The organism is Mucilaginibacter aquaedulcis (assembly GCF_030409325.1).
In the GTDB taxonomy this organism is placed as follows: Bacteria; Bacteroidota; Bacteroidia; order Sphingobacteriales; family Sphingobacteriaceae; genus Mucilaginibacter; species Mucilaginibacter aquaedulcis.
On record NZ_JAUFPR010000007.1, the window covers coordinates 19,480 to 43,228 of the forward strand.

Here is a 23,749-nt window from a genome sequence, read left to right on the forward strand (position 1 = left end):
CGGATTAAAGGATTTAGTTTTATATAATCGTGGTTCAGACAATACGGCACACTTACGAAGTTTTAAAAACTTCGTAAGTGTTTAAAACAATAAACAGCCCATATTCTTTCCCCGCACCACGCACCACGCACCCCACTCCCCCCTCCGCACCACACACCCCACTCGCCGCACCTCCCCTCAAAAAACTCTTTCTTAATTTAAAAAACAACCTTATATTCACGTTTTCAAAAGTGTTATTCGTACACCAACTGTAAACCAATTTATTGACCTTCAAGATGATCAAATGCTGCATGCATTGCTTTCGTATCAGATACATTACATAAAAGCAATCTGAATTATTATTAACTTAACCCCGCCAGTAAATCGATTTAAAAAACCCAAACAAGCACTAATTTGAACCTCACTTTTACCTTTTCACCAGGCAAATTGCTATGCATGCTTTTACCATTTTGCTTGTTTGCATACACAGCATCGGCTCAAAATCAAAAAAAGAACGCGGCATTTCAGTACCACATACGCAGGGCGGCAGGGCCAATTGTTATTGATGGCGCAATGGATGATGCCTGGCTCAAAGCCGATTCGGCCAGCAGCTTTTTCATGGTTACCCCTATGGATACCAGCAAGGCCAGTGTACATACCGAAGTGCGCATGACCTTTGACAATAACAACCTGTACATTATTGCCACCTGTTACAACAAGCAGGAAGGCCAGTACATGGTTGAGTCTTTAAAACGCGATTTTAACTTTGTAAAGAACGATAACTTCATATTTTTTCTGGATCCCTTTGATGCCCGTACCGATGGTTTCAGCTTTGGGGCCAATGCAGCCGGGGCCCAATGGGATGGTACCATGTATGAGGGCGGCAAAGTTGACCTGAGCTGGGACAACAAGTGGACATCCGTAGTAAAAAATTACCCCGACCGCTGGGTTTTTGAAGCCGCCATCCCGTTTAAAAGTATCCGTTATAAAAAAGGTGTGGGCGTATGGGGTGTTAACTTTAGCCGTAACGATTTAAAAACCACCGAAAAATCGGCCTGGGCACCAGTGCCAAGGCAGTTCCCTACCGCATCGCTGGCCTATACCGGCTCGTTGATTTGGGACGAATTACCGCCTGATGCTGGCACTAACATTTCCCTGATCCCCTATGCACTAAGCGGGATCTCCAAAGATTACCAGGCCAAAACCGGTACTGCCTGGAAAAAAGAAATTGGCGGCGATGCCAAGATAGGCCTTACCTCATCCCTCAACCTCGACCTTACCGTAAACCCCGATTTTTCGCAGGTAGATGTGGACCAGCAGGTAGTTAACCTGAACCGCTACGAACTCTTTTTCCCCGAAAAACGTCAGTTCTTTTTAGAGAATGGCGACTTGTTTGCAAACTTTGGTTATGCTGATATTCGCCCTTTCTTTTCGCGCCGTATCGGGCTAAATGCCCCTATCAGGTTTGGCACCAGGCTTACCGGCAAACTCGATAAAGACTGGCGCGTAGGCCTGATGGATATACAAACCGGCGAATCGGATGCGGCCGCTTCGCCTGCCGAAAACTTTGGCGTGCTTACCCTGCAGCGCCGGGTATTTGCCCGCTCCAACATCGGCTTTATGTTTATTAATAAAGATGCTACAGGCAGCACCACTCCCGGCAATCAGTACAACCGCAACGTGGGTATGGAGTTTAACCTGGCATCGTCAAACAACCTGTTAACGGGTAAGCTGCTGGGTATAAAATCATTTTCGCCCGGTTTAAAGGGGCATGATTTTGTGGCGGCCGGGCACCTGCAATACCTGAGTAAATACTGGACAGCCTATTTGCAGGAAGAGTATGTAGGCAAAAACTACACTGCCGGAGTCGGCTATGTTCCGCGTACGGGTTATAACAAGATCAGTCCGCTGTTGCTGCGCAACTTTTTTCCAAAATCTGGCGATGTCCTCATCCACGGTATTCAGCTTACCTCCAATTACTATTTCAACGAACAGTTTAAGCGTACCGATAATGAAAGTACCCTGGCTTACATTATCACCATGCGTAACCGCAGCACGTTCACGCTATCGGCCATTAATGATTACATCAAACTGCTGGTTCCCTTTGACCCTACCAATACCGGTAAAACCCCGCTGCCCATCGGCACCGAAAATCACTGGAACACGGTGGACGCCCAGTTTGTATCAAAGCCCCAGTCTGTATTCACTTACCTGGCCGAAGCCGCTTATGGCGGATATTACCAGAACGGCCATAAAACAAGTATCATAGGCCAATTGGGTTACCGCTTTCAACCTTATGTAAACATCGCTATCAACAGTTCATATAACGATCTTCAACTGCCGCAGCCTTATGGTAATACCAGTTTCTGGCTCATAGGCCCCCGTACCGATGTTACCGTAAGCAATACGCTTTACTTTACTACCTACATTCAATACAACGGGCAGGTTAAAAACATCAACACCAATATCCGTATGCAATGGCGTTACAAACCGGCATCCGACTTTTTTATTGTTTATGGCGATAATTCTATCCCTTCACCTTACACCGTTAAAAACCGCCAGCTGGTTATTAAATGGACTTACTGGTGTAATATTTAGGAGTGAGGATTGAGGTGCGAGGGTAAATGGATGTCATGCTGAGCCCAGTCGAAGCATGGTGGGAGGGCCTTTGCGCGCGATCCTTCCCATAAGCTCAGGATGACAGGCCCTTTTAAACTGAGATTATGATGAAACTGCAAAAAATATCATTGCTGCGAGAAACGAAGCAATCGCGGAAATGCAAGTTTTCTCTGTAAAGTTCGCGATTACCACACTTCGTTCGTAATGACAATTTTTCCTTTACTTCTTCTGCTACCGCGAGATTAGGGCAGCGTATCTCGTGGTAGGCATGCAGTAAGCTTCCAGCTTACATCAGCTGAAAGCTGGTTAAACCCTATGCGCAACATTACTATTATACCCATGGTTTTACAGGTTAAAACACATATTTTTGGGTTCTACCTATGTGTTTATGTTAAAAACTTATACTACACTTGTTTTGGCCTTTGCAGCCGTTATTAGTGCCAGCGCGCAAACCAAAAAAACTGCGACCAAACGAGATACTACCCATTTGCAAACCGTTACCGTTAAAGGTTACCTGAGCGAGCAGCCGGTGATCAGCGTGCCCGCCTCTGTAAGCGTTTTGGGAGCGGCCCAATTAAAATTACAGCCCGATAATTCGTTTGTAAGCGCGTTGAATACTGTACCGGGGATAAGGGCCGAGGAGCGGTCGCCGGGGAGTTACAGGCTATCTATCAGGGGGAGTTTACTGCGGTCGCCTTTTGGGGTGCGCGATGTAAAGGTTTATTTTGATGAGATACCCCTAACTGATGCAGGCGGCAACACCTATTTAAATAGTATTGATATAGCCAGCGTACCCAGCATTGAAATTTTAAAAGGCCCCGATGGCAGTTTGTTCGGCGCCAACTCGGGCGGTGTAATGCTGCTGAGCCCCACCAATCGTTATGCTGATAGCAGCTACCGCTCAATCGGTATCAACACCGGCTCATACGGGTTATTTCATGAAAAAGCCAATATTCAACAGCAGTTTGGCAAAAACCTGCTCAGCATTAATCAAAGCTACCAGGCTTACCAGGGCTACCGCCAAAATAGTAACATGAGCCGCAATTATGTGCAGATGGCCGATAAATGGAATTACAGCGGCAAAAACGAATTACGTTTTCTGGGCCTATACTCCGACCTGGCCTACGAAACACCGGGTGGTTTAACGCTGGCTCAGTTCAATACCGATCCGCGGCTGGCCCGCTTGCCAACGCCGGTAGTGCCCGGAGCTTTACAACAGCATATCGGCATTAGCACCACTATGTACCTCGGTGGCCTGGTGAATGAGTATCATTTTACAGATCGTATTCGCAACGTGCTGGCCGTTTTTGGCAACCGTGTTGATTTTGCCAATCCTTTCATCACCAACTTTGAGCAGCGCAGCGAAAACACCTTTGGTTTCCGCACTTATTTTGAGCTGATAGGCCTGCCTAAAGAAAACCTGAACTGGAAAGTGAATCTGGGCATGGAGTGGCAGCAAACCAACTCCATCATCAGCAATTATGGCAATAACAAGGGCGCGAAAGACACCACCCAAACCAGCGACTACATACACACCAACCAGCATTTCATATTTGCCCGCTACCAGGCCGATATTTACAAACGCCTGCACCTGGAAGCCGCACTGAGCCTGAACTGGTACGAGTATGATTTTAAAAATATTTACCCGCTTGCCCAAACCGATTTTACCAACCGCAACTTTACACCGCAATTGATGCCGAGGTTGGCGCTAAGCTACCAGCTAACCAACAGCTTTATCTGGCGGGCATCGGTAAGCCGTGGTTACTCTACCCCAACCACAGCCGAAGTTAGGCCTACGGACAATATCGTGAACACTGCCCTGCAAGCACAAACCGGCTGGAACTATGAAACTGGTTTCCGCCTGCGCAACCAGGACGAAACCATGTTCCTGGATGTATCAGGTTTTTACTACCGCATTAGCAATGCCATTGTGCGCCGGGTAAATGCCGATGAAACGGAACATTACATTAACGCAGGCGGTACCAATCAACTAGGGATTGAACTTTCCTTTACCGACTGGCTCATTCGCCCGAACAGCCATAATTTTGTGCGTGGGCTGCAATTCAATGAATCGTATACCTACAGTAAATTCACCTTCAGGGATTATGCCAATGCGAGTACCAGCTACTCGGGCAATAACCTTACAGGTGTACCAAGGCAGGTATTTGTAACCAGTTTACAGTTGAGAGTGCCGTATAACCTATCGCTGTTTGCACAGCATAATTATACCTCCCGCATTCCGCTGAATGATGGCAATACCGTTTATGCCGCGGGCTATAATCTGTTACAGGCCAAAGCAAGCTGGCAACCAACCATCGGCAGCAAAACACACCTGGAAATTTATGCCGGTGCCGATAATATCCTGAATAAAAAATACAGCCTGGGGAATGACCTGAACGCCGTTGGCAACCGTTATTATAATGCAGCGCCTTTGAGGAATTATACTGTGGGCATGGGTGTTGTTTTTTAATTTGAGAAATCCGGCCTGTGCGATTCCGTCCTTGGGGAAGGAGGAGGAAGGGGTTAGCAACCTTTGATCCATTGCGTGCAGCCCCCCTCCCTCCCGGCTCCCACCCGGTCCGCCCCTCCCGTGGGGAGGGAATTGAATAATTTCTTATCAAAAAAGGCACATGTGATGCGCCTCTACAGTTACAGAAAAGGTAGAGGCGCATCACACATTTCTTTCGTTATTCATTTTCAATCTATCTTTCAATTACGTTTTTTAATTCATAAGTTTAACCTAAACCAACCTTTAAACAAAATGATAATTAGCCTACCATTTTTTAACGAATTAGATTCTGAATCTTTAACAGATTACTATGAAGTGATATCGATATAGAACAAGATAAAGTTCAGCTGGATATAAATTTCGATGAAACAAATATAGATCCCGCTAAACTCTCCATTTTAAAAGAATATTTAGATGAACCGCAAGCTATTATCAATACTGCTAAAAAGGAAATTTTTAACGACTTCAAAAACGGCGAAGATGTTAAAGATTTTTTAGCTTATCATATTGATGAATTTGATCAAAGTGAATTGGATGATCTCTTGAATCATGCAGACAAAACTCTATCTATAGAACAGCAAATGCTTTCCGTATTGACATTGAGAAGGATAGGCTTTTATCCTGACAACGATGATGTATTTGCTGTTTTCGATTTTGTATTTAGCGGAGACGTATCACAGTATATTTTGGTTGTTAACATGAATGATAGCAAAACCGTGGATTCTATTACAATGGAAAGTTAAATCTAAATTGTTTTAAACACTTCTTTTTGTTTTGTGCGAAAGAAGGGACTCAAACCTCACACATTCTTATGTGATGAATCCCCTCCTTTATTCAATCCTTATTAAAGAAAAAAGGCGCATGTGATGCACCTCTACAATGATTATAAAAAGGTAGAAACGCATTACATGCGTCTCCCTATATCTTACGGATTCAAACCATTGCTTCCGCCCTCGGCTACATTACCGCCGCGGCCTTTAACATCAAACGCGCGGAATTTGATCTCGCCACCTTTATAGTTAACCGGACCATTGTAAACCTTGCTTTTATCGTCAGGGTCTTTACCGTTGGTAGTATAGCGGATGGTTAAACCCGGAAATTCTATATTGCTCAGATACTTGCCATCCTGCAGGCTGATGCCCGGTTTAGGGATACGATAATTAAAACCGCCTTCGTAATAACTTAGTCGAGGCAGTTCACGCTTGCCCAGCACATTTAAAAAGTTCGACCATGCCTGCTGATACAGTTGCTGAGCCTTGGCCGGATCAGGTTCTGTAGCCCATTGCGGGTCTTTGGCCCAGGCGCGTTCGGCCAGCGCAAGCAGGCGGGGGAATATCATATAATCCATCCGCTCGGTACTTTTAACTGTTTCGGCCCAAAGCGCACCTTGAAGGCCTACAATATTGCTTTTTCCATAATCGGTAAGGCGCTGTTTGCCTATGAATAACGCCCGGTTAATAGGCACGCCGTTTTTATCCACATCGGCATTTTTAAAGTAATCAAAAGGGATAAACGAGAAAAACTTATCGATGCCTAAAAAGGCTCCCCAGTAATATCCCGGCTCATCAAACGACTTATAGTTGGCCATGTCGAAATACAAATTGGTAACGCAGGTAAGCACTACCTTGTAGCCCGAGTTGGCTAAACGATAGGCCAGATCTTCCTGTCCGTCGCCAAGCACATTGTTCCATACATCGGCCTGTAAATGTTCTTTGGTAAAATCGGGATTGGGCACATAGGCCGGTTTGCCATCCAACATGGTTTTGCGCAGGGCCATCTCTTCCCAACCCGAAAGCAGCAGGCCTTTGGCTTTTAATATATCATTAACGCGGCCGTAAAAATAATACCACAAGTCGTTAGTGCTTTGTATCTCCGGGTGCGTTGCTTTTAAAGCCACGTAAGCAGGCGATTTCTCCCACACATGCGCAGGCACTTCGTCGCCGCCAAAGTGGATGGTTTTTAACGGTGCCCCGGCTTCTTTATATAAAGCGGCAACATCATTCACCACAGTTTCCACAAAATTATAGGTTGAGGGCAGCGATACATCGATCACGTTATCGTTCCAGTATTGAACCGAACGATATTCCGATTTATCATTCAAGTCGCGCAGCAGGTATTTTTCGGCCTCGGCCTTTTTACCTTCGGCCATCAGGCGGTTATACCTGTTATCCATAGCCTTGATGGGTGCCCTTGCATGGCCCGGGGTTTCAATTTCGGGTACCACCATAATGTGGCGGTCGGTAGCGTATTTCAATATTTCAATATACTCCGCGCGGGTGTAAAAACCTGTGCCAACAGTATTATTTACATCGGGGCCTGAACCGTGCGATGGCGGTAAAAAATGCTTGCTATCCAGTGTATGCCCGCGTTTAGAACCCACAGCTGTTAACTCCGGTAGCGATGGCAGCTCAATCCGCCAGCCCTCGTCATCAGTTAAGTGCAGGTGCAGCGTATTCAGTTTGTACAAGCTCATGGCTTCCAGCAGTTTTAACACCTGTTTTTTAGGCTGAAAGTTACGGGCCACATCAAGCATCACAGCACGATAGGCAAAGCGGGGTTCGTCCTTAATTTCGGCACAAGGAATCTCGATGTTCTTTTTAGGATCAGCAAATGCCGATGCCGGGATCATGCTTTTTACTGATTGCACCGCATAAAATGCGCCAGCCGTGGCAGATGCGAAAATGTGGATACCCGCCGGCGTAATGCTCATTTCGTATCCTTCGGGATTTATACCTTCCTTATATTTAATAACAATGGTTTTTAACCCTCCGGCTTTTGTTTCGGTCTTGGATTTTTCACCGCTTAATGATGCAATATAATCGGTTAGCAAACGGGCCTCTTTTTCAAATCTTTTGTCGGAGAAACCCGCTATAGGTGCCGGGTTATTCAAAACAAAATGATCGGTACCTGTTTGCTGATAGCTTAACGGTGTAGGGAAAACCTGCGGCAGGTTATCGGCCGGAATATCGGTAATGATCTTGTTCCTGTCAAAAACTATCTCGGGAGTTACCAGGCCCTGGTAATTGGGCTTGTAAGGCTCAATGTTAAATGAGGTGATCGTATATCCTTTTTCGGGCTGGGCATCCCAAACCAGGTAAATACCCTCTGGGGCGTCGGTAACGTTCACCACAGGATCGTCATTAACATATTCTATACGTACAGATGCACCGGGTTTCAGGTCTTTAAAACCATCTGTCGGGGCAATACAATATAAATCGCCGTTTACCTGGGTAATTTTAGCGTTATTACTCACCGCATGCTCGGCAAAGCCACGGCCCGAGTTAAAATAAAACTTCCAGCCGGTGGCGGACAATACATCGTGCCCGGTATTGGTAAGTATCAGCGCGGTTAGGGCTTGTTTTTTATTCTGGTAATCATTATCAACCACCTGCCAGGTAACGCGCAGATCGGATACCTTGAATTTTATTTCGTCATGAAGCGTAAATGCCGTGCTCATAAAAAACACCGCGACAAGCATCGTTGTAAAAATTTTGCGCATAATATAGTATTGATTGATAATGGATTGAAAGGTAAATATAATTAACCTTTCAAAATTTCAACTATACTTTTTAAATTATTTTAAGAAGATATTCATGAGGACTTTTGGAGGAAGGACTATGAGACTTTTGATAGCGCATCCCAAACTTACGAAGTTTTTAAAACTTCGTAAGTTTCAAGACTGTCTTTTATCTCATAGTCCAAGAAGTCCTAAATTCCAAACCTGATCCAGCCTTCACCTTCGTAGCCAAAGGCAAATTGTTTGGGGCGCATGATCTCGGCCAGTATCTCGATAGAATCAACTATGCGCGGACCGGGACGATTAAAGTAGTGGTTACCGTCGGCAATAAACAGCTGGTTATTTTTAACTGCTTTCATATCGGTAAAACCGGGCAGCTGCATTAAAATATCGATCTCTTTGAGGGTGCGCTCAATAGAAAATCCGCAGGGCATCACAACAATAAATTCGGGCTTTTGCTCCTGAATGTCGCTCCACTGTACATAGGGCGAATGCTTACCATCCTGCGCCAGCACCGGTGTGCCACCAGCTATATTAACCAATCCCGGAACCCAGTTGCCCGATACCATCATTGGGTCGAGCCATTCTATACAGGCAACGGTTGGCCTGCTTTCGCTGAATTTTAATTTATGTTTAATGATATCTACCCGTTCAATCAGGCGCTCCAAGAGGTCGGCACCTACTTCCGGCACATTCAAGGCTTTGGCAATGGTAGTAATGTCGGCAAAAATATCATCCAGACTGTTGGGCTGCAGGGATATAATACGTGCTTTTTTGTCGAGGTAATTGTCAAGTGCAAACTCCACATCGGCCAGAGATACTGCGCAAACCTCGCACTGATCCTGCGTGATCACCACATCGGGGGCAAGTTGCTTAATTTGCTCGCGCTTTACCGTGTAAACCGAAAGTGCATCGGCCAGGATCTCTTTTACCTTAACATCTATCTGTTGGCTGCTTAAATTATCAGGGAAATTAGCTTCGGTACATACCGGCAAATACTTTACCGATTCGGGATAATCACACTCATGCGAGCGGCCTACCAGGTTATCTTCAAGACCCAGGGCACAAACTATTTCGGTGGCAGATGGCAGTAAGGAAACTATTTTATCAGTTGGCATGTTATCAATGTGCAGATTTCAGATGTGCAAATATGCGGATTTTTTGTCTGAACCAGGGATTGTTTGGACTTAGTGACTTGTGGACGAAAGACATTTAATTAAAAAAAAAATCGTCAACTAAATCCCAAAAATCGTGGTTCAGACAACTCCACAAACTTCACATATGAAATTTGCACATCTGCTTATTTACAACTTATCTTTGCCTAAATGATATTCCTGACCTTTTTTATAGGGCTCATCGCCAATTTTATTGGTTACATACCGCCCGGAAACATCAACCTTACGTTAATACAGATCACCATAAACCGTGGCATAAAAGAAGCCATCCGCTTTATAACAGCATTTTCATGCGTTGAATTTTTCTTTACCTATTTTATTATGCATGCCGCGCGCTGGCTATCAGGAGAGTTAAGGCTTGCTGTTATTATCGACTGGGTAATGGTGATATTATTCGGCGTTTTAGGTACTATTACCTGGATAAACCGTAATAAACCACCCGAAACTAATTACTCTGAACATGCCAGCATCAAATACGGCATACTGCTTGGCTTTTTAAACCCCATGCAGGTTCCGTTCTGGATGGTTACAGGTACCTACCTTATTACCCATGAGTGGATACTGGATGGTAAAGTGGCCCTTGTTATTTTCAGTATAGGTTCGGCCGCGGGCGCCTTTTTGTGCCTGTTTCTTTATGCCAGGTTTGCCAAATACATACAGGAAAAATTCGCGCTTAGCACACGCTTTATTAATACGGGTATAGCCATACTGTTTTTTGCATTTGCGGCATACCATGTTATTAAACAGATATACCTCACGTTTTTTAAGCATTAACCCCCAGCCCTATAAAGTTTAATAGCCCATGAAAAGGCATAGTCTTTGATTGTATGGCATACAAAAAACTCACCCGGTCTGCGCTTCGCTGGACCACCCTCTCTCCTTGCCTTCGGCGGAAAGAGGGTAGTGAAAATGCATAAAGAAAAACTTCCTCACCCTCTTTACGGCGAAGCCGTAGAGAGGGTCGACAAGCGTAGCGATGTCGGGGTGAGTCGTTTGATGAAACTGCCTTTTCATGGGCTATTACTCTCTAAGGGGGAGTTATTGTAACAATATAAAGTCTCCTCTTTAGGGGAAATTATTCACGATGGTTTGTTTTTAAATTGTATTCATGAATGCTTCGCAGTTTAGAGGGGCTTTTACTATTTTTAACGCCATGCATCATCCTGAAGAAAATCCCTGGAAAATCACCTCCGAAAAAAATGTTTATGATAACCCCTGGATCAACGTTACCGAGTTTCAGGTGATCAACCCCTCCGGCAATCCCGGTATTTATGGCAAGGTGCATTTTAAAAATATGGCTATTGGCGTGTTACCGCTTGATGACGAGCTAAACACCTACCTCGTTGGCCAATACCGTTTCCCGCTCAATCAATATAGCTGGGAGATGCCTGAAGGCGGGGGGCCGCATGGTATTGATCCCCTGGAATCGGCCAAACGCGAGCTGCTGGAAGAAACAGGCCTTAAAGCCAGCCAGTGGACCGAAATTCAACAAATACACCTCAGCAATTCGGTAAGCGATGAGTGGGGCATTATTTACCTGGCCCGCAACCTTACCCAGTTTGAGGCCGAGCCCGAAGATACCGAGCAACTCATCATCAAAAAACTACCCTTTGCCGAAGCCTACCGCATGGTTTGCAACGGCCAAATCACCGACTCGATGACGGTAGCCGCTATACTCAAAGTACAACTGCTGATATTAGAAAACCAGTTGTAAATTATCCTTTTCACAAAAAAAATATAAATTTGGTGGTCGATGAAAAAGTTTTTAGGCTACATTTTGTCCCCATTTGCTATTATAGCATTCTTTTTGGCTCTGCTTATCTTCCATCCTATACAATGGTTGTGTTTTCGGTTTTTTGGATATACCGCACATAAACGGGCTGTTGATCTGTTAAACCTGTGTCTGTTGAGTACCGCTTATATTGTGGGTAATTCAGTTACTTTCATCAATAAACAAAACCTGCCAACCGATAGGCCTATCATTTTTTTAGCCAATCACCAAAGCTTGTTTGATATACCGCCACTCATATGGTATCTGCGTAAGTATCATGCTAAATTTATTTCAAAGGTTGAGCTTACCAAGGGCATACCATCCATATCATACAACTTAAAACATGGCGGCGGCGCTAATATCGATCGTAAAGATTCGCGCCAGTCTATTGCCGAAATTGTTAAGCTGGCCAACCGCATGAAAGAGAATAACTGGTCGGCAGTGATATTTCCGGAAGGCACACGATCAAAAAACGGCGAGGTAAAAGCTTTCCAGGTGGGCGGTATTGCTACCATATTAAAAAAATGCCCAAATGCCCTGCTGGTTCCCATCGCTATTAAAGATTCATGGAAAATGATCCGCTATGGCCTGTATCCGCTCAATACCTTCACCCCCATGACCTGGGAGGTGCTTGCTCCAATTGAGCCTGGCCAAACCCCATATGAAGACCTCGTGCTTGAGGCCGAAAACAAGATCAGAGCTGCGTTAGCGTGATTTCGGATTTGGGAATTTCGATTTCGGATTTCTTAATATTCAACATAAAGTTTGATTCACGCAATCATAACTTACAGCCTACAAGGCACAAGTAGCCTTCACGCATTACCCCTCTGCTTCATCCTTGCGCCAAATAAAGGAGGAACAAAGCAAAAGCTCCCTCTAAATCTCCCCCAAAGGGGGAGACTTTAAACACTTTTTTTTAAACCCTCTCCTTTGGAGAGGGTTGGGTGAGGCACTGATAAGTAACACTCATCCTCCCTCCCCTTCATACTTGCACCAGATAAGAAAACATCCGAAATCGAAATTCCCAAATCCGAAATTGAAACCCCTCTTTAAACTGTTTAAACGTAGGTTTTTGCTTTAGCCGCTGCAATTGCGTAAATTTATAGTTCAGAAAATAATCATAATCTGTTAATAATCAGTGAAATGTTAACAAATAAATCATAGCATATTTACGTTAATATGAAACCTTATCACTTATTTTTATAGACCTATAAAAAAGGTCAGCTAAAATTAACTTAAAACAATTTTTATGACCTGGAGAAAATTCAGCGGCGAGGTTATCCAATCGCCAATTATGGAAGAGGTTGAAAAGGCAATTGAACGCGAAGCCGCCCTCGGCAATAAACTCAAAGTATGTATCGGTACCGACTCACAGGTGAAAGGCAGTGTAACTGATTTTGCCACCGTTATTGTGTTTGTACGTGAGCAACGCGGCGCTTTTATGTTCATTCACCAGGAACGTACATCGCAAAAAATGAGCATTAAAGAACGTATGCTGAGCGAAGTACAAAAATCAATCGATATTGCCTACAAACTTTGCGATTTGCTTGACCTGTATGATGTAGAACTGGAAGTACATGCCGATATTAATACCAATCCACTGTTTAAATCAAACCAGGCCCTGCACGAAGCCATGGGTTACATTTTGAGCATGGGCTTTGTATTTAAGGCCAAACCTGAAGCTTTTGCAAGCTCTTACTGTGCCAACAAAATAGTGCAGTAAAAACCTTTAAACTACCCGCGGTGTAATTATATTTGGTTTTCAATAAAACCAGATACACTATGTCGCCATTAATTGAAATCAACGATCCGGCTTTAGCCGGCCCGAATACTATTCTTATCGATGCCCGTGCCGGGCAGGATGCAAACCAACGCTACCTTGCCGGCCATTTAAAAAACGCGGCATTTGTTGACCTTGATAAAGACCTGGCATCTAAAGTTACCGATGCTGCCATAGGTGGCCGCCATCCCCTGCCCAATATTAATGATTTTGCAAACCTTTTAGGTAAATTAGGCATTACCACGCAAAGCCATGTTGTTGTTTATGACGATAAAGCCGGTGCTTTTGGCGGTGCACGTTTCTGGTGGATGCTGAAAGCCATTGGACATAAAAACATACAGGTTTTAAACGGAGGGCTGCAGGCCGCAAAAAATGCAGGCATTGAGTTAAGCACCGAAGAGTACACACCAACCTCAACAGCCCCATACCGAGTGCCCGATCTGTTTGAGGGTACGGTTAACATTGAACAAACCGGCGCTGCGGCCCATGACGAAAGCTATATTGTGATAGACGTACGCGAAACGCCCCGTTACCAGGGCCAAACCGAACCGATTGACCTCATAGCGGGCCATATTCCCGGAGCAGTTAACCTGCCCTATATTTATAATTTAGATGCCGAAGGCAAATACCTCTCCGCAGAAACGCTGAAAAAGCTTTATGAGGATACCATTGGTAATATAACACCTAACAAGGTCATCGTACACTGCGGCTCAGGCGTTACGGCTTGCCATACGCTGTTGGGTATGGATTATGCAGGCATCAGCGGGCCAAAATTGTACGTGGGGTCATGGAGCGAATGGTCGCGCAGGGATTTGCCAATAGGTAGTACCAAAATATAATTACCCGTTATCTGAAACAAATAGCCGCTGCGGTTTGTCAGCCTTTTGATGAAAACATACGTATTAAAAACCGAACAGGCCATACCCATTAGTTTGGATATGGCCTGGGATTTTTTCTCATCGCCACTGAATCTGGCCAAGATCACCCCCAACGATATGAAGTTTGTGGTAACATCTGATTATACCGCCGAAACCAAAATGTACGCGGGCATGATCATCACCTACAAAATATCGCCTTTACTGGGTATTAAAATGGACTGGATGACCGAGATAACCCACGTTTCCGATAAACAATACTTTGTGGATGAGCAACGCTTTGGCCCATACGCGTTGTGGCATCATCAGCACCATTTTAAGGAAATCAAAGGCGGCGTAATGATGAATGATATTTTGCACTATGCCATCCCTTATGGCCCCATAGGCCGGTTAAGCAACAGTATTTTTGTAGGCGATAAGGTGAAACAGATATTCGCCTACCGGGAAAAGGCTATTGAAAAGCTGTTCGGCGTTTATAAGGTGTAATGACCTTTTTTATATCGGTATGATCGCGCTTTATACAATTGATTTTTCAGATGCCGCTTTATACCTGATCAAGAAATCAGACTTGCGGATGTAATGATTAAGCGGCTCTTCGATCAGTTTAAACAGCGTTACCGATAATATATTTAATAAGATAAAGGTGTACAACAAGTTTAAGGTATCGAACTCAAAAGGCGAATACCATGATACACCCCATTTATCAAACAGCTCAAACGTATAATCATTTAAGTGGTCAAAACCCGAATGCAGGAGCGTGTATATCCAACCGAGGTGAATAAGGTAAAATATATATGAGCTTTTCCCCAGTAACTCAATAAACGGCAAAGCCAGGAATTTTTTAAAGATCGTGGTTTCGGTTAATATGCCGTAAAAGAAAAGGGCCACCGCTATGCATAAGAAGTAGTTGTTAACAACAATACCTACCCTACTTTCAACCCCGGCCAACCAGCCCTTGGGCACAGGCTGCAAGGCCATTACCAGTACACAAACAAAAATCAGTATAAAGCCTCCGTATGTATAATTTACTTTGTTAGTTCGCTTAAAACCTTTTTTTAGCACATAGCGGGCCAATTGCATTCCCACAAAAAATTCAAAACAGCGGCCCAGAAAGGTAAACAACATTACAAATGTAAAATTGCCAAAAAAGCCATACCAGTTAATATGGCTAAAGATCAGGTACAGTAAAATACCAATAAGCGTAATGATAAGCGGCTGCACATAAAATTTACCATAACGGCGGGCAACCAAAAATATAACGGGCGCCGAAAAGTAAAAACATTCTTCTACCGTTAATGACCATCCTTGGGCTATTCCGGTATCCCAAAACTGGTAAAAAAAACCGCGCACAAATGTAATGTTCATGAGCAGGAGCGCTACCGGGTGTTCGTAACCTTTGGTAATGGTTTCGTCTTTGGTGATAAAATAGTAAATAAATGCTCCCACGGTTAACAGAAAATACATGGGATAAATGCGGGCGACGCGGTTTTTAAGGTATTGCAAAAACCAACTTTTAGTTAGGCCCTCAAAATTATTATAATACCTAAAGGTGATCAGGAAGCCCGAAAGCACAAAGAAAATACTTACCCCAATGTGAAATTCGCCCAAAAAACGTTGCAGGATGTAAGGGACACTACCATCAAAGATATAGGCAAAATGCGATATAAAAACCAGGTAGGCTGCCATTGCACGCACCCCGGTTAAAGCTGGAATATAGTTTTGTTGCGCTCGTTGTGACAAAGTAAATGCAAATTTAACTAACAGATCAATATGATATAATCAATGATTTACAAAGTGATACCAAAAAGCCTCACCCCAGCCCTATCTGAAGGAGAATGAGTCAAAGTAGCATATCAAAGTCCTCTCCTTTGGAGAGGATTACTCGCAATCAAATATTTCTCGTGCTCGTGAGGTGCTCCGCAGTTTAGGTGAGGCTCGATCCCTGCACTACGCCGCGGCTTAATATCCTTTGATCTATATAGTATTGTATCTCTGATTTTTTGAGGCCCCAGTTTGGAGCAATCAGCAGTTCCCTGTCGCTCAGGCCAAAAAGGCGCTGTATCACAATATCAGGGCGAACGAGGGGTAAAAGTTCGCACAGAAAATCGGCATATTCATCAATACTGAAAAGCTTGAATGGCTCGCGTTTGTATTTAACACCCATCACTGAACCTTCCACAATATGCAGGTGATGAAATTTAACAAATTTAATTTGCGGAAAACGGTTGATCTCATCGGCATACTTTAACATCATATCATGTGTTTCCCACGGGAAACCGAATATGGTATGAACGCAAATGTCAAGCTTGCTGTTTTCAACAAGTTTCAGGGCTTTTATAAGCTCCTCATGGCTGCAACCGCGGTTTATCTGGTTCAGGGTATCGTTGTAGATACTTTCCATGCCCATTTCCAGGTCAACGTCAAACCGGTCGGTATAGCTTTCCAGCAGGGCCACCTTTTCCGCGTCGATACAATCAGGGCGTGTGCCAACGCTAAGGCCAACAATGTCTTCGGTACCATAGCTCAGCGCCTCGTCATACATCATTTTGAGGTAATGTGCCGGCGCATAGGTATTGGTATTGGGCTGAAAATAAATAATGAATTTATCGGCGCGGTTGCCTTTACGCGCGCGCTCCATACCCTCCATTACCTGCTGACGCACAGTAGGCGCATTACGGCTAACCGATGGTGTAAACGAATCAACATTGCAATAGGTGCAACCGCCATAGCCCTTAGAGCCATCACGATTAGGGCAGGTAAACCCACCATCAACAATTACCTTAAACACCCGCTGCCCTTTATATTTATCGCGCAGCCACGGGCCATAGTTATTGTAGCCCTTTTCCCAAACCGCTGTTGTTGATCCTGTTAATTGCATTTGCGGCAAAGATAGGTAATTTTTGGGAGTGCATTGCTAATACCTCTTCGCCGCATGCTTGGCTTACTGATCTGCAGTGCCTGGATCGGCAGGCTGCACGCCAATGTCAGTACGGGTGGTTGTACCGCTGGTTATGCTGGTATTGTCGCCTTTAACGTTAAGCTGCGTGGGCAAGGTTCTTTTAGAGGTTATGCCCGGGCTTAGTAAATTGAAACAATAACCAACCAAAGTGCCTATAAAAAATATAAGCACCTGCCGGGCTGTTTCCACATTGGCAAGTGGAATAGGAATAAAAGTTATTAGAAAGCAGTATACAATAACTGCCCCTATAACATATGCACAAAGCTTAAACAGCTTATCCCAATGATTATTATCTTCCTCAATATCCCTGCGTGCGTCCTCAATATCTTTCTGCGGATCTGCCATAATAAAATAAGGTTTTATATTGGTTTATATATGGTAAACTTTAAGTACAAGTTAATTTTAAATAAACTCAAATGCAACATGAGCTACTTTTTGCACACAAATTGTATACATATTGCACACTTTTTTCACAACAATTGTGTAGCATCAGTATGTGCTTATCAAAAGTAAATGACTACTTTTATTTAACTAAAATTCAATATTTTACCCTACAAGCTACCCCACCCCGCCACATCAATTGCAAATTAAGGCTGCATATTTCCCGCTAAATAGCAAGGAGAGATGCGGCTATTGCCGGGCGCATGGCAATCCTGCTAAAGAGTATTTTAATAGCTGAAAAATCTTAGGTTATTTATGTTTAAATAACCGGCAGCGAGTTTTTACCCACCACCGGTTTATATAATAGGGGCATTATCAGAAACTTATTTTCGACAAGCCATTACCGGCTATGTACAGCGTTTTACCATCATTTGAAAGGGCTATTCTTTTATTCTCCACATTGGTGGCAATCAGTTTTACTTGCCCGTCGCTTATTTTCATAATTTCGCCCATATTGCTGATACCGCCGCCCGGTTCGGGATTATCGGTACCATATTCGCCTGTTTTCAGATATAGTGTTTTACCATCCTTACTCACCTCAATGGCAACCAGTACATTAAACTTAACACTGTCTATAGGCCCTTCTCCGGGAGGCGAAGTATGATTGGTTGGTGCTACACCATAGCGATTGCTCACCAGGTAGCCATATGGCGCTGTGTTTAATGTACTTTTAAAAAGTTCGCTGTAAAAACTATTGCTTGATGCTCCTAAACCGGCATCCCATAGTGTACCGGGATTACCACCGATACCGAAGGTACTGATAAATTGTTGTGTATCATCAATACTGCCGGTATAGGTAAGATCACCAAAATGACCGTCTTTAGTAATTTTCGACAGTGAAAAGAACACCGAATCAAACCCGCTCCTTACCGTTCCGAAAACTACAGAATGATCCGTTTCATCGGTACCAACCTCAAGGTTGCCAAAAGTTGCAGGGGTAAATTTTTGCAGGGGCGGCTGGCCAACTTTATAAAATTTAATTTCCTGCCCTCCCTTAATAATTTTGATGCCATTGCTGGCCCTCAGGTAAAAGGTATAATCTTTAGAGATGGTAAGAAATGTAGGATGAAAATTGGTATAAACTGAGGCAGGCAGATCAACATCAACCAGCTCGGAGCCAATGAGCCGTTTGAGTTTGCCATTTTCAAGCAAAAATATTTTATCATCATAACAAACCTGAATATCGGTAAAAACATGTTGGGCTGCTGTAAAGATAGGTTCAGGCATCACCGTTTGGGTTTCGGCGTTTACCGGGGTTAATTTTTCGGGTACGATACCGGCTTCATTTTTACTGCATGATAAAAAATAGCAAATGAAAATTAAACACGCAATTTTGCAAATGCTAATGGTTAATACTTTCATAATAAATGGTTTAAAAAGGCAAATTGGTTTCGATAGATTCGATAAATACAAGTTAAATATTTAACTCGTATTTAATATTAGCTTGCCGCTATTGTGTATTAAAGTGTAATAAACCGCGAAAAAGAGAGTATTCATGAGCATTGGCAACCCAGGTCTAATGGTAAAACCATTGTCGTAAACACCCTGTTTATTGTCGCTTTTGCACCTTTTTTTAGGTCATAAATAAAAATATCTTTACTCAGGCAATACCACAAACACCATAAGTATGAAAACCATATTTGATCAAACAACCCGTGATGAGCTGATAAACAGGATCAATACACTTGATGAAAACAGCAGGGCGCAATGGGGCAAAATGAACATCAACCAAATGCTGAAGCATTGTACCCTTTACGATGAGGCTACATTAGGTAAACGGAAATTTAAACGCGTATTTATTGGTTTGCTGTTTGGTAAAATGGCCTTGAAAGAAATGATAAAAGACGAAAACCCCATAAGGCGAAATATGCCCACTCTCGCCGAGCTCAGGGTAACAGAAAGTGATATTGATGTGGCCGCCGAAAAAGCGAAATGGATAGAGCTGATAAATGAATATGCCCATTTTACCAACCACAACTATGTACACGCCTTCATCGGCAAAATGACCGATGAACAGACCGGCCTTTTAGCTTATAAACATATTGATCATCATTTGAGGCAGTTTGGGGGATAATTCCAATCATTAGTCTGAACCTCGATTAAACAGATTTAGTGATTAACAGGATTTCCTTAATCAATTGGTTAAATCTATAAATCCGTGAATCTGTTTAATCGTGGCTCAGACAATAGTCATACACAGTTCGCGATTGCTTCGTTCCTCACAATCACACGTCGAAAAATATCATTCCTCCTTCGTCCAAAATCCTTTGTCTCAAAGTCCTTCGTCCCTCATTCACTTTATTACTAAATTTGTGATAACCAACTATAACCCTTCATGGAAAGTATTGCCCCGTATAAGTCCCGGTACAAGATCCGTTTTGTTACAGCCGCTTCACTGTTCGACGGGCATGATGCCACTATCAACATCATGCGCCGCATACTGCAAAGCAGTGGGGCCGAGGTAATACACCTGGGGCATAACCGCTCGGTTGATGAGGTGGTGAACTGTGCCATTCAGGAAGATGTGCAGGGTATTGCACTCACCAGCTACCAGGGCGGCCATCTGGAATATTTTAAATACATGCATGATCTGCTGGCCCAGCGCGGGGCTGGCCATATCAAGATATTTGGCGGTGGCGGCGGCGTATTCCTGCCGCATGAAATTGAGGAGCTGCAGGCTTACGGCATCACACGTATCTACTCGCCCGATAATGGCCGCACTATGGGTTTGCAGGGAATGATCAATGATATGCTGAACCAGTGCGACTACCCTACCGTTACCCAGCTCAACGGCGAAATGGATCATCTACCCGAAAAAGACGCGGGTGCTATTGCCAGGTTAATCAGCTGGGCGGAGGGAGCCCCACCCAAACCCTCCCCAAAGGAGAGGGCTTTTGAAAAGCAAACAGATCAGGAAGCTTCACCCTTAAAGAGAGATTTAGAGGCTGTTACCCTCGGCATTACCGGCACGGGCGGCTCTGGAAAATCGTCATTAGTTGATGAAATTGTTCGGCGCTTTTTGATGGCTACAGATAAAACGCTGGCCATTATCTCCGTCGACCCATCCAAGCGCAAAACGGGCGGTGCCTTGCTTGGCGATCGCATCCGCATGAATTCCATTAACAATCCGCGGGTGTATATGCGGTCGCTGGCTACGCGGCAGGCTAACCTTGCCCTGTCAAAACATGTACAAGAGAGTATTGATATTTGCAAAGCTGCCGGATTTGATCTGATCATTGTGGAAACATCGGGCATTGGCCAGTCAGACACTATGATCACCGATTATTGCGATGTTTCACTTTACGTGATGACCCCGGAGTTTGGTGCCGCCACCCAACTGGAAAAGATAGACATGCTTGACTTTGCCGATCTGGTAGCACTTAACAAATATGATAAACGCGGCGCACTTGATGCCCTGCGCGATGTTCGCAAGCAGTACAAGCGCAATCACCAGCTTTTTACCGCTAAGGATGATGAGCTGCCAGTGTATGGCACTATGGCTTCCCAGTTTAATGATCCGGGCATGAACAGTCTGTTCACCGCCATCATGAAAACCATTAAAGCCAAAACCGGGGTGGATTTGTTGGAGCGAGGTGCGGGGAGTGAGGTGCCGGGATTGGGTGAGGAACACGTTGAATCTGAAAAGATATATATCATTCCGCCTGATCGTAACCGCTACTTAGCCGAAATAGCCGAAAGCAGCAAGGCTTATGATGAATGGGTAGATGAGCAATGCCTGATAGCCCAACAGCTATACCAGCTAAAGGGCGCGATGGAATTGATAAACCAGAGCAAGGACAAAGGACAAAAGAACAGGGATAACAACATGCCGGAAGAAGTCCCCCCCCTTGGGGGAGATTTAGAGGGGGTGCTTGAGGTGCTCGAAGCCCGCCTTCACCCCGATTGTAAACGCTTATTACAAGATTGGCCCGAAACCGTTAAAAAATACAAGGCCGAAAATTTTATTTACCACGTTCGCGATAAGGAGATCAAACAGCCATTATATTATACTTCGCTGTCGCAATTACGGATCCCTAAAATAGCTTTACCAAAGTACCAGGCATGGGGCGATATTTTACGCTGGCTGCTTACAGAAAATGTCCCTGGCGAATTTCCTTACGCTGCCGGGGTGTTCCCCCTGAAACGGGAAGGCGAAGACCCAACCCGCATGTTTGCGGGTGAGGGTGGGCCCGAGCGCACCAATAAGCGCTTTCATTATGTATCGCTTGGTCAGCCGGCGCACCGGTTATCAACCGCTTTTGATTCGGTAACTCTTTATGGCGAAGACCCGCACACTCGGCCCGACATTTATGGTAAAATTGGCAACTCAGGCGTAAGCATTGCCACGCTTGACGATGCCAAGAAACTATACTCAGGCTTTGATCTCTGCGCGGCATCAACCTCCGTATCCATGACCATCAACGGTCCTGCACCCATGCTCCTGGGCTTTTTCATGAATGCAGCTATTGATCAGCAATGTGAAAAATATATCATGGAACATGGGCTGGAGCATCTGGTAGAAGCCAAGTTTAAACAACTGTACCATGATAAGGGGCTTAAAAGGCCAGGGTATCAAAGCCTCACCCCTGCCCTCTCCAAAGAAGAGGATTTAGGTGAGGCTTCTCTTCTCCCTCCTGGCAACAACGGACTCGGCTTAATGTTGCTTGGCCTTACCGGCGATCAGGTGCTGCCTGCTGATGTGTATGAGAAAATAAAGGCTTATGCTATATCCACCGTTCGGGGTACGGTGCAGGCTGATATTTTAAAGGAAGACCAGGCTCAGAACACCTGCATATTTTCTACCGAATTTGCCCTGCGTATGATGGGCGATATGCAGCAGTATTTTATTACGGAAAAGGTGCGCAACTTTTATTCCGTATCCATATCCGGCTACCATATTGCCGAAGCAGGGGCTAACCCTATTACCCAACTGGCTTTTACACTCTCTAACGGGTTTACCTATGTAGAATATTATCTGAGCCGGGGTATGCACATTGACGATTTCGCACCTAACCTATCCTTCTTTTTTAGTAACGGTATCGATCCGGAGTATTCGGTGATCGGGCGTGTGGCCCGACGCATTTGGGCTAAGGCTATTAAAAATAAATATAAGGGAAACGACAGGTCGCAGAAATTGAAATACCATATTCAAACAAGCGGTCGGTCGTTACATGCACAGGAAATAGATTTTAATGATATCCGCACTACTCTGCAGGCTTTGTATGCCATTTACGATAACTGCAACTCCCTGCACACAAACGCGTATGATGAGGCCATCACCACCCCTACCGAAGAATCTGTACGCCGGGCCATGGCCATACAGCTCATCATTAACCGTGAACTTGGCCTCGCCAAAAACGAAAACCCTTTACAAGGAGCTTTCATTATTGAAGAACTCACTGACCTGGTTGAACAAGCTGTACTTACCGAATTTAAAGCCATTAACGAACGCGGCGGCGTACTGGGTGCCATGGAAACCATGTATCAGCGCGGCAAAATTCAGGAAGAATCTCTCTACTATGAAACGCTGAAACATAGCGGCGAATACCCTATTGTTGGGGTTAATACCTTCCTGAATAAAAAAGGATCGCCTACGATTATCCCCTCCGAAGTAATCCGTGCTACTGAAGATGAAAAGCAGTACCAGATAGCGGCTTTACAGGCATTTCAACAACGTAACCAGGAACGCGTGCCGCTACTGCTTAAAAACTTACAACACGCAGCTATTGTCGGCGATAATATTTTTGAAACCCTGATGGAGGTTTGTAAATATTGCTCCCTCGGGCAGATCAGCCACGCGCTGTACGAAGTTGGCGGGCAGTACAGGCGGAATATGTAGCAGCGGCCCCAAAAAGGGGTAATGGCCAAGACATTAATTAAAAAGCTGTCATGCTAAGCTCCGTCGAAGCATGATGGGTAGGCCTCTGCGCTCTACCCTTCGACGGAGCTCAGGGTGACAACCCACTTTTCCACATGTTTTTACCTCTCCCTGTCATTTGTGAGCTATTACATCCTGAAGCGGGAGTTTATTGCCGCATCAACTTTGGCTTTTATACTTTTATCCGTTGGCTAAAGCCAACGGCAATGATAAATACATGAATAACAAACATGCTTAAAGAATTCA

Annotated in this window: 16 protein-coding genes; 10 read left to right on the forward strand and 6 right to left on the reverse strand. The window is 44.4% G+C overall.

Annotated features, from left to right (window positions below):
• The first annotated feature begins 453 nt into the window (after positions 1–453).
• Together QWZ01_RS23885 and QWZ01_RS23890 are read left to right on the forward strand one after the other, a co-directional pair.
• Positions 454–2,577 carry a DUF5916 domain-containing protein gene (locus tag QWZ01_RS23885; protein ID WP_290327895.1) on the forward strand — a complete coding sequence of 708 codons (2,124 nt, stop codon included), beginning with the start codon at positions 454–456 and terminating at the stop codon, positions 2,575–2,577.
• A gap of 409 nt (positions 2,578–2,986) precedes the next feature.
• Positions 2,987–5,068 (forward strand): TonB-dependent receptor, encoded by a 2,082-nt coding sequence (locus QWZ01_RS23890; RefSeq protein WP_290327897.1) that lies wholly within the window; start codon positions 2,987–2,989, stop codon positions 5,066–5,068.
• A 964-nt stretch (positions 5,069–6,032) separates the two neighbouring features.
• Here QWZ01_RS23890 and QWZ01_RS23895 read toward each other — a convergent pair.
• Positions 6,033–8,606 carry a family 20 glycosylhydrolase gene (locus tag QWZ01_RS23895; RefSeq protein ID WP_290327899.1) on the reverse strand — a complete coding sequence of 858 codons (2,574 nt, stop codon included), beginning with the start codon at positions 8,604–8,606 and terminating at the stop codon, positions 6,033–6,035.
• Positions 8,607–8,815: 209 nt separating this feature from the next.
• Entirely contained in the window at positions 8,816–9,742 is a 927-nt protein-coding gene (locus tag QWZ01_RS23900; RefSeq protein ID WP_290327902.1) for a cobalamin-binding protein, read from the reverse strand.
• 207 nt (positions 9,743–9,949) lie between these two features.
• On the opposite strand from QWZ01_RS23900, the gene QWZ01_RS23905 reads away from it, so the two are divergent.
• From QWZ01_RS23905 to QWZ01_RS23930, 6 genes are all read left to right on the forward strand, one after another.
• The gene (locus QWZ01_RS23905; protein WP_290327904.1) at positions 9,950–10,573 is read left to right on the forward strand and encodes a LysE family transporter; all 624 of its coding nucleotides are present in this window, start codon (positions 9,950–9,952) and stop codon (positions 10,571–10,573) included.
• 379 nt (positions 10,574–10,952) lie between these two features.
• A complete protein-coding gene (locus tag QWZ01_RS23910; RefSeq protein ID WP_290327939.1) occupies positions 10,953–11,513 on the forward strand; it encodes an NUDIX domain-containing protein in 561 nt (186 codons plus the stop codon).
• Between the two features lie 39 nt (positions 11,514–11,552).
• A complete protein-coding gene (locus tag QWZ01_RS23915; RefSeq protein WP_290327906.1) occupies positions 11,553–12,284 on the forward strand; it encodes a lysophospholipid acyltransferase family protein in 732 nt (243 codons plus the stop codon).
• Positions 12,285–12,819: 535 nt separating this feature from the next.
• Positions 12,820–13,293 (forward strand): ribonuclease H-like YkuK family protein, encoded by a 474-nt coding sequence (locus QWZ01_RS23920; protein ID WP_290327908.1) that lies wholly within the window; start codon positions 12,820–12,822, stop codon positions 13,291–13,293.
• 59 nt (positions 13,294–13,352) lie between these two features.
• The gene (locus tag QWZ01_RS23925; RefSeq protein ID WP_290327910.1) at positions 13,353–14,189 is read left to right on the forward strand and encodes a sulfurtransferase; all 837 of its coding nucleotides are present in this window, start codon (positions 13,353–13,355) and stop codon (positions 14,187–14,189) included.
• A 48-nt stretch (positions 14,190–14,237) separates the two neighbouring features.
• Positions 14,238–14,711 carry an SRPBCC family protein gene (locus QWZ01_RS23930; RefSeq protein WP_290327913.1) on the forward strand — a complete coding sequence of 158 codons (474 nt, stop codon included), beginning with the start codon at positions 14,238–14,240 and terminating at the stop codon, positions 14,709–14,711.
• A gap of 30 nt (positions 14,712–14,741) precedes the next feature.
• Here the strand turns inward: QWZ01_RS23930 and QWZ01_RS23935 are convergent, their stop codons facing one another.
• The 4 genes from QWZ01_RS23935 to QWZ01_RS23950 all read right to left on the reverse strand — a co-directional run bounded on the left by QWZ01_RS23935 (position 14,742) and on the right by QWZ01_RS23950 (position 18,987).
• Complete coding sequence (locus QWZ01_RS23935) at positions 14,742–15,965, reverse strand: acyltransferase family protein (protein WP_290327915.1); 1,224 nt, start codon at positions 15,963–15,965, stop codon at positions 14,742–14,744.
• Positions 15,966–16,149: 184 nt separating this feature from the next.
• Positions 16,150–17,103 (reverse strand): tRNA modification radical SAM protein MnmL/YtqA, encoded by a 954-nt coding sequence (gene mnmL, locus QWZ01_RS23940; RefSeq protein ID WP_290327917.1) that lies wholly within the window; start codon positions 17,101–17,103, stop codon positions 16,150–16,152.
• A 63-nt stretch (positions 17,104–17,166) separates the two neighbouring features.
• Complete coding sequence (locus QWZ01_RS23945) at positions 17,167–17,529, reverse strand: hypothetical protein (RefSeq protein WP_290327920.1); 363 nt, start codon at positions 17,527–17,529, stop codon at positions 17,167–17,169.
• Positions 17,530–17,940: 411 nt separating this feature from the next.
• The gene (locus tag QWZ01_RS23950) at positions 17,941–18,987 is read right to left on the reverse strand and encodes a hypothetical protein (RefSeq protein ID WP_290327922.1); all 1,047 of its coding nucleotides are present in this window, start codon (positions 18,985–18,987) and stop codon (positions 17,941–17,943) included.
• Between the two features lie 265 nt (positions 18,988–19,252).
• Here QWZ01_RS23950 and QWZ01_RS23955 point away from each other — a divergent pair, with 265 nt between their 5' ends.
• On the forward strand, positions 19,253–19,699 hold the full coding sequence (locus tag QWZ01_RS23955) for a DUF1569 domain-containing protein (RefSeq protein WP_290327924.1): 447 nt from the start codon (positions 19,253–19,255) through the stop codon (positions 19,697–19,699).
• 261 nt (positions 19,700–19,960) lie between these two features.
• A complete protein-coding gene (locus QWZ01_RS23960; protein ID WP_290327926.1) occupies positions 19,961–23,464 on the forward strand; it encodes a methylmalonyl-CoA mutase family protein in 3,504 nt (1,167 codons plus the stop codon).
• The last annotated feature ends 285 nt before the right edge of the window (positions 23,465–23,749 follow it).

What these genes read in the sequence shown, in the direction of transcription:
- QWZ01_RS23900 (WP_290327902.1), bottom strand. Translation starts at nt 9,742, where the DNA reads ATGCCAACTGATAAAATAGTTTCCTTACTGCCATCTGCCACCGAAATA.
- QWZ01_RS23910 (WP_290327939.1), top strand. Translation starts at nt 10,953, where the DNA reads ATGCATCATCCTGAAGAAAATCCCTGGAAAATCACCTCCGAAAAAAAT.
- QWZ01_RS23945 (WP_290327920.1), bottom strand. Translation starts at nt 17,529, where the DNA reads ATGGCAGATCCGCAGAAAGATATTGAGGACGCACGCAGGGATATTGAG.
- QWZ01_RS23925 (WP_290327910.1), top strand. Translation starts at nt 13,353, where the DNA reads ATGTCGCCATTAATTGAAATCAACGATCCGGCTTTAGCCGGCCCGAAT.
- QWZ01_RS23895 (WP_290327899.1), bottom strand. Translation starts at nt 8,606, where the DNA reads ATGCGCAAAATTTTTACAACGATGCTTGTCGCGGTGTTTTTTATGAGC.
- QWZ01_RS23920 (WP_290327908.1), top strand. Translation starts at nt 12,820, where the DNA reads ATGACCTGGAGAAAATTCAGCGGCGAGGTTATCCAATCGCCAATTATG.
- QWZ01_RS23930 (WP_290327913.1), top strand. Translation starts at nt 14,238, where the DNA reads ATGAAAACATACGTATTAAAAACCGAACAGGCCATACCCATTAGTTTG.
- QWZ01_RS23905 (WP_290327904.1), top strand. Translation starts at nt 9,950, where the DNA reads ATGATATTCCTGACCTTTTTTATAGGGCTCATCGCCAATTTTATTGGT.
- QWZ01_RS23890 (WP_290327897.1), top strand. Translation starts at nt 2,987, where the DNA reads ATGTTAAAAACTTATACTACACTTGTTTTGGCCTTTGCAGCCGTTATT.
- QWZ01_RS23950 (WP_290327922.1), bottom strand. Translation starts at nt 18,987, where the DNA reads ATGAAAGTATTAACCATTAGCATTTGCAAAATTGCGTGTTTAATTTTC.
- QWZ01_RS23915 (WP_290327906.1), top strand. Translation starts at nt 11,553, where the DNA reads ATGAAAAAGTTTTTAGGCTACATTTTGTCCCCATTTGCTATTATAGCA.
- mnmL (WP_290327917.1), bottom strand. Translation starts at nt 17,103, where the DNA reads ATGCAATTAACAGGATCAACAACAGCGGTTTGGGAAAAGGGCTACAAT.
- QWZ01_RS23955 (WP_290327924.1), top strand. Translation starts at nt 19,253, where the DNA reads ATGAAAACCATATTTGATCAAACAACCCGTGATGAGCTGATAAACAGG.
- QWZ01_RS23960 (WP_290327926.1), top strand. Translation starts at nt 19,961, where the DNA reads ATGGAAAGTATTGCCCCGTATAAGTCCCGGTACAAGATCCGTTTTGTT.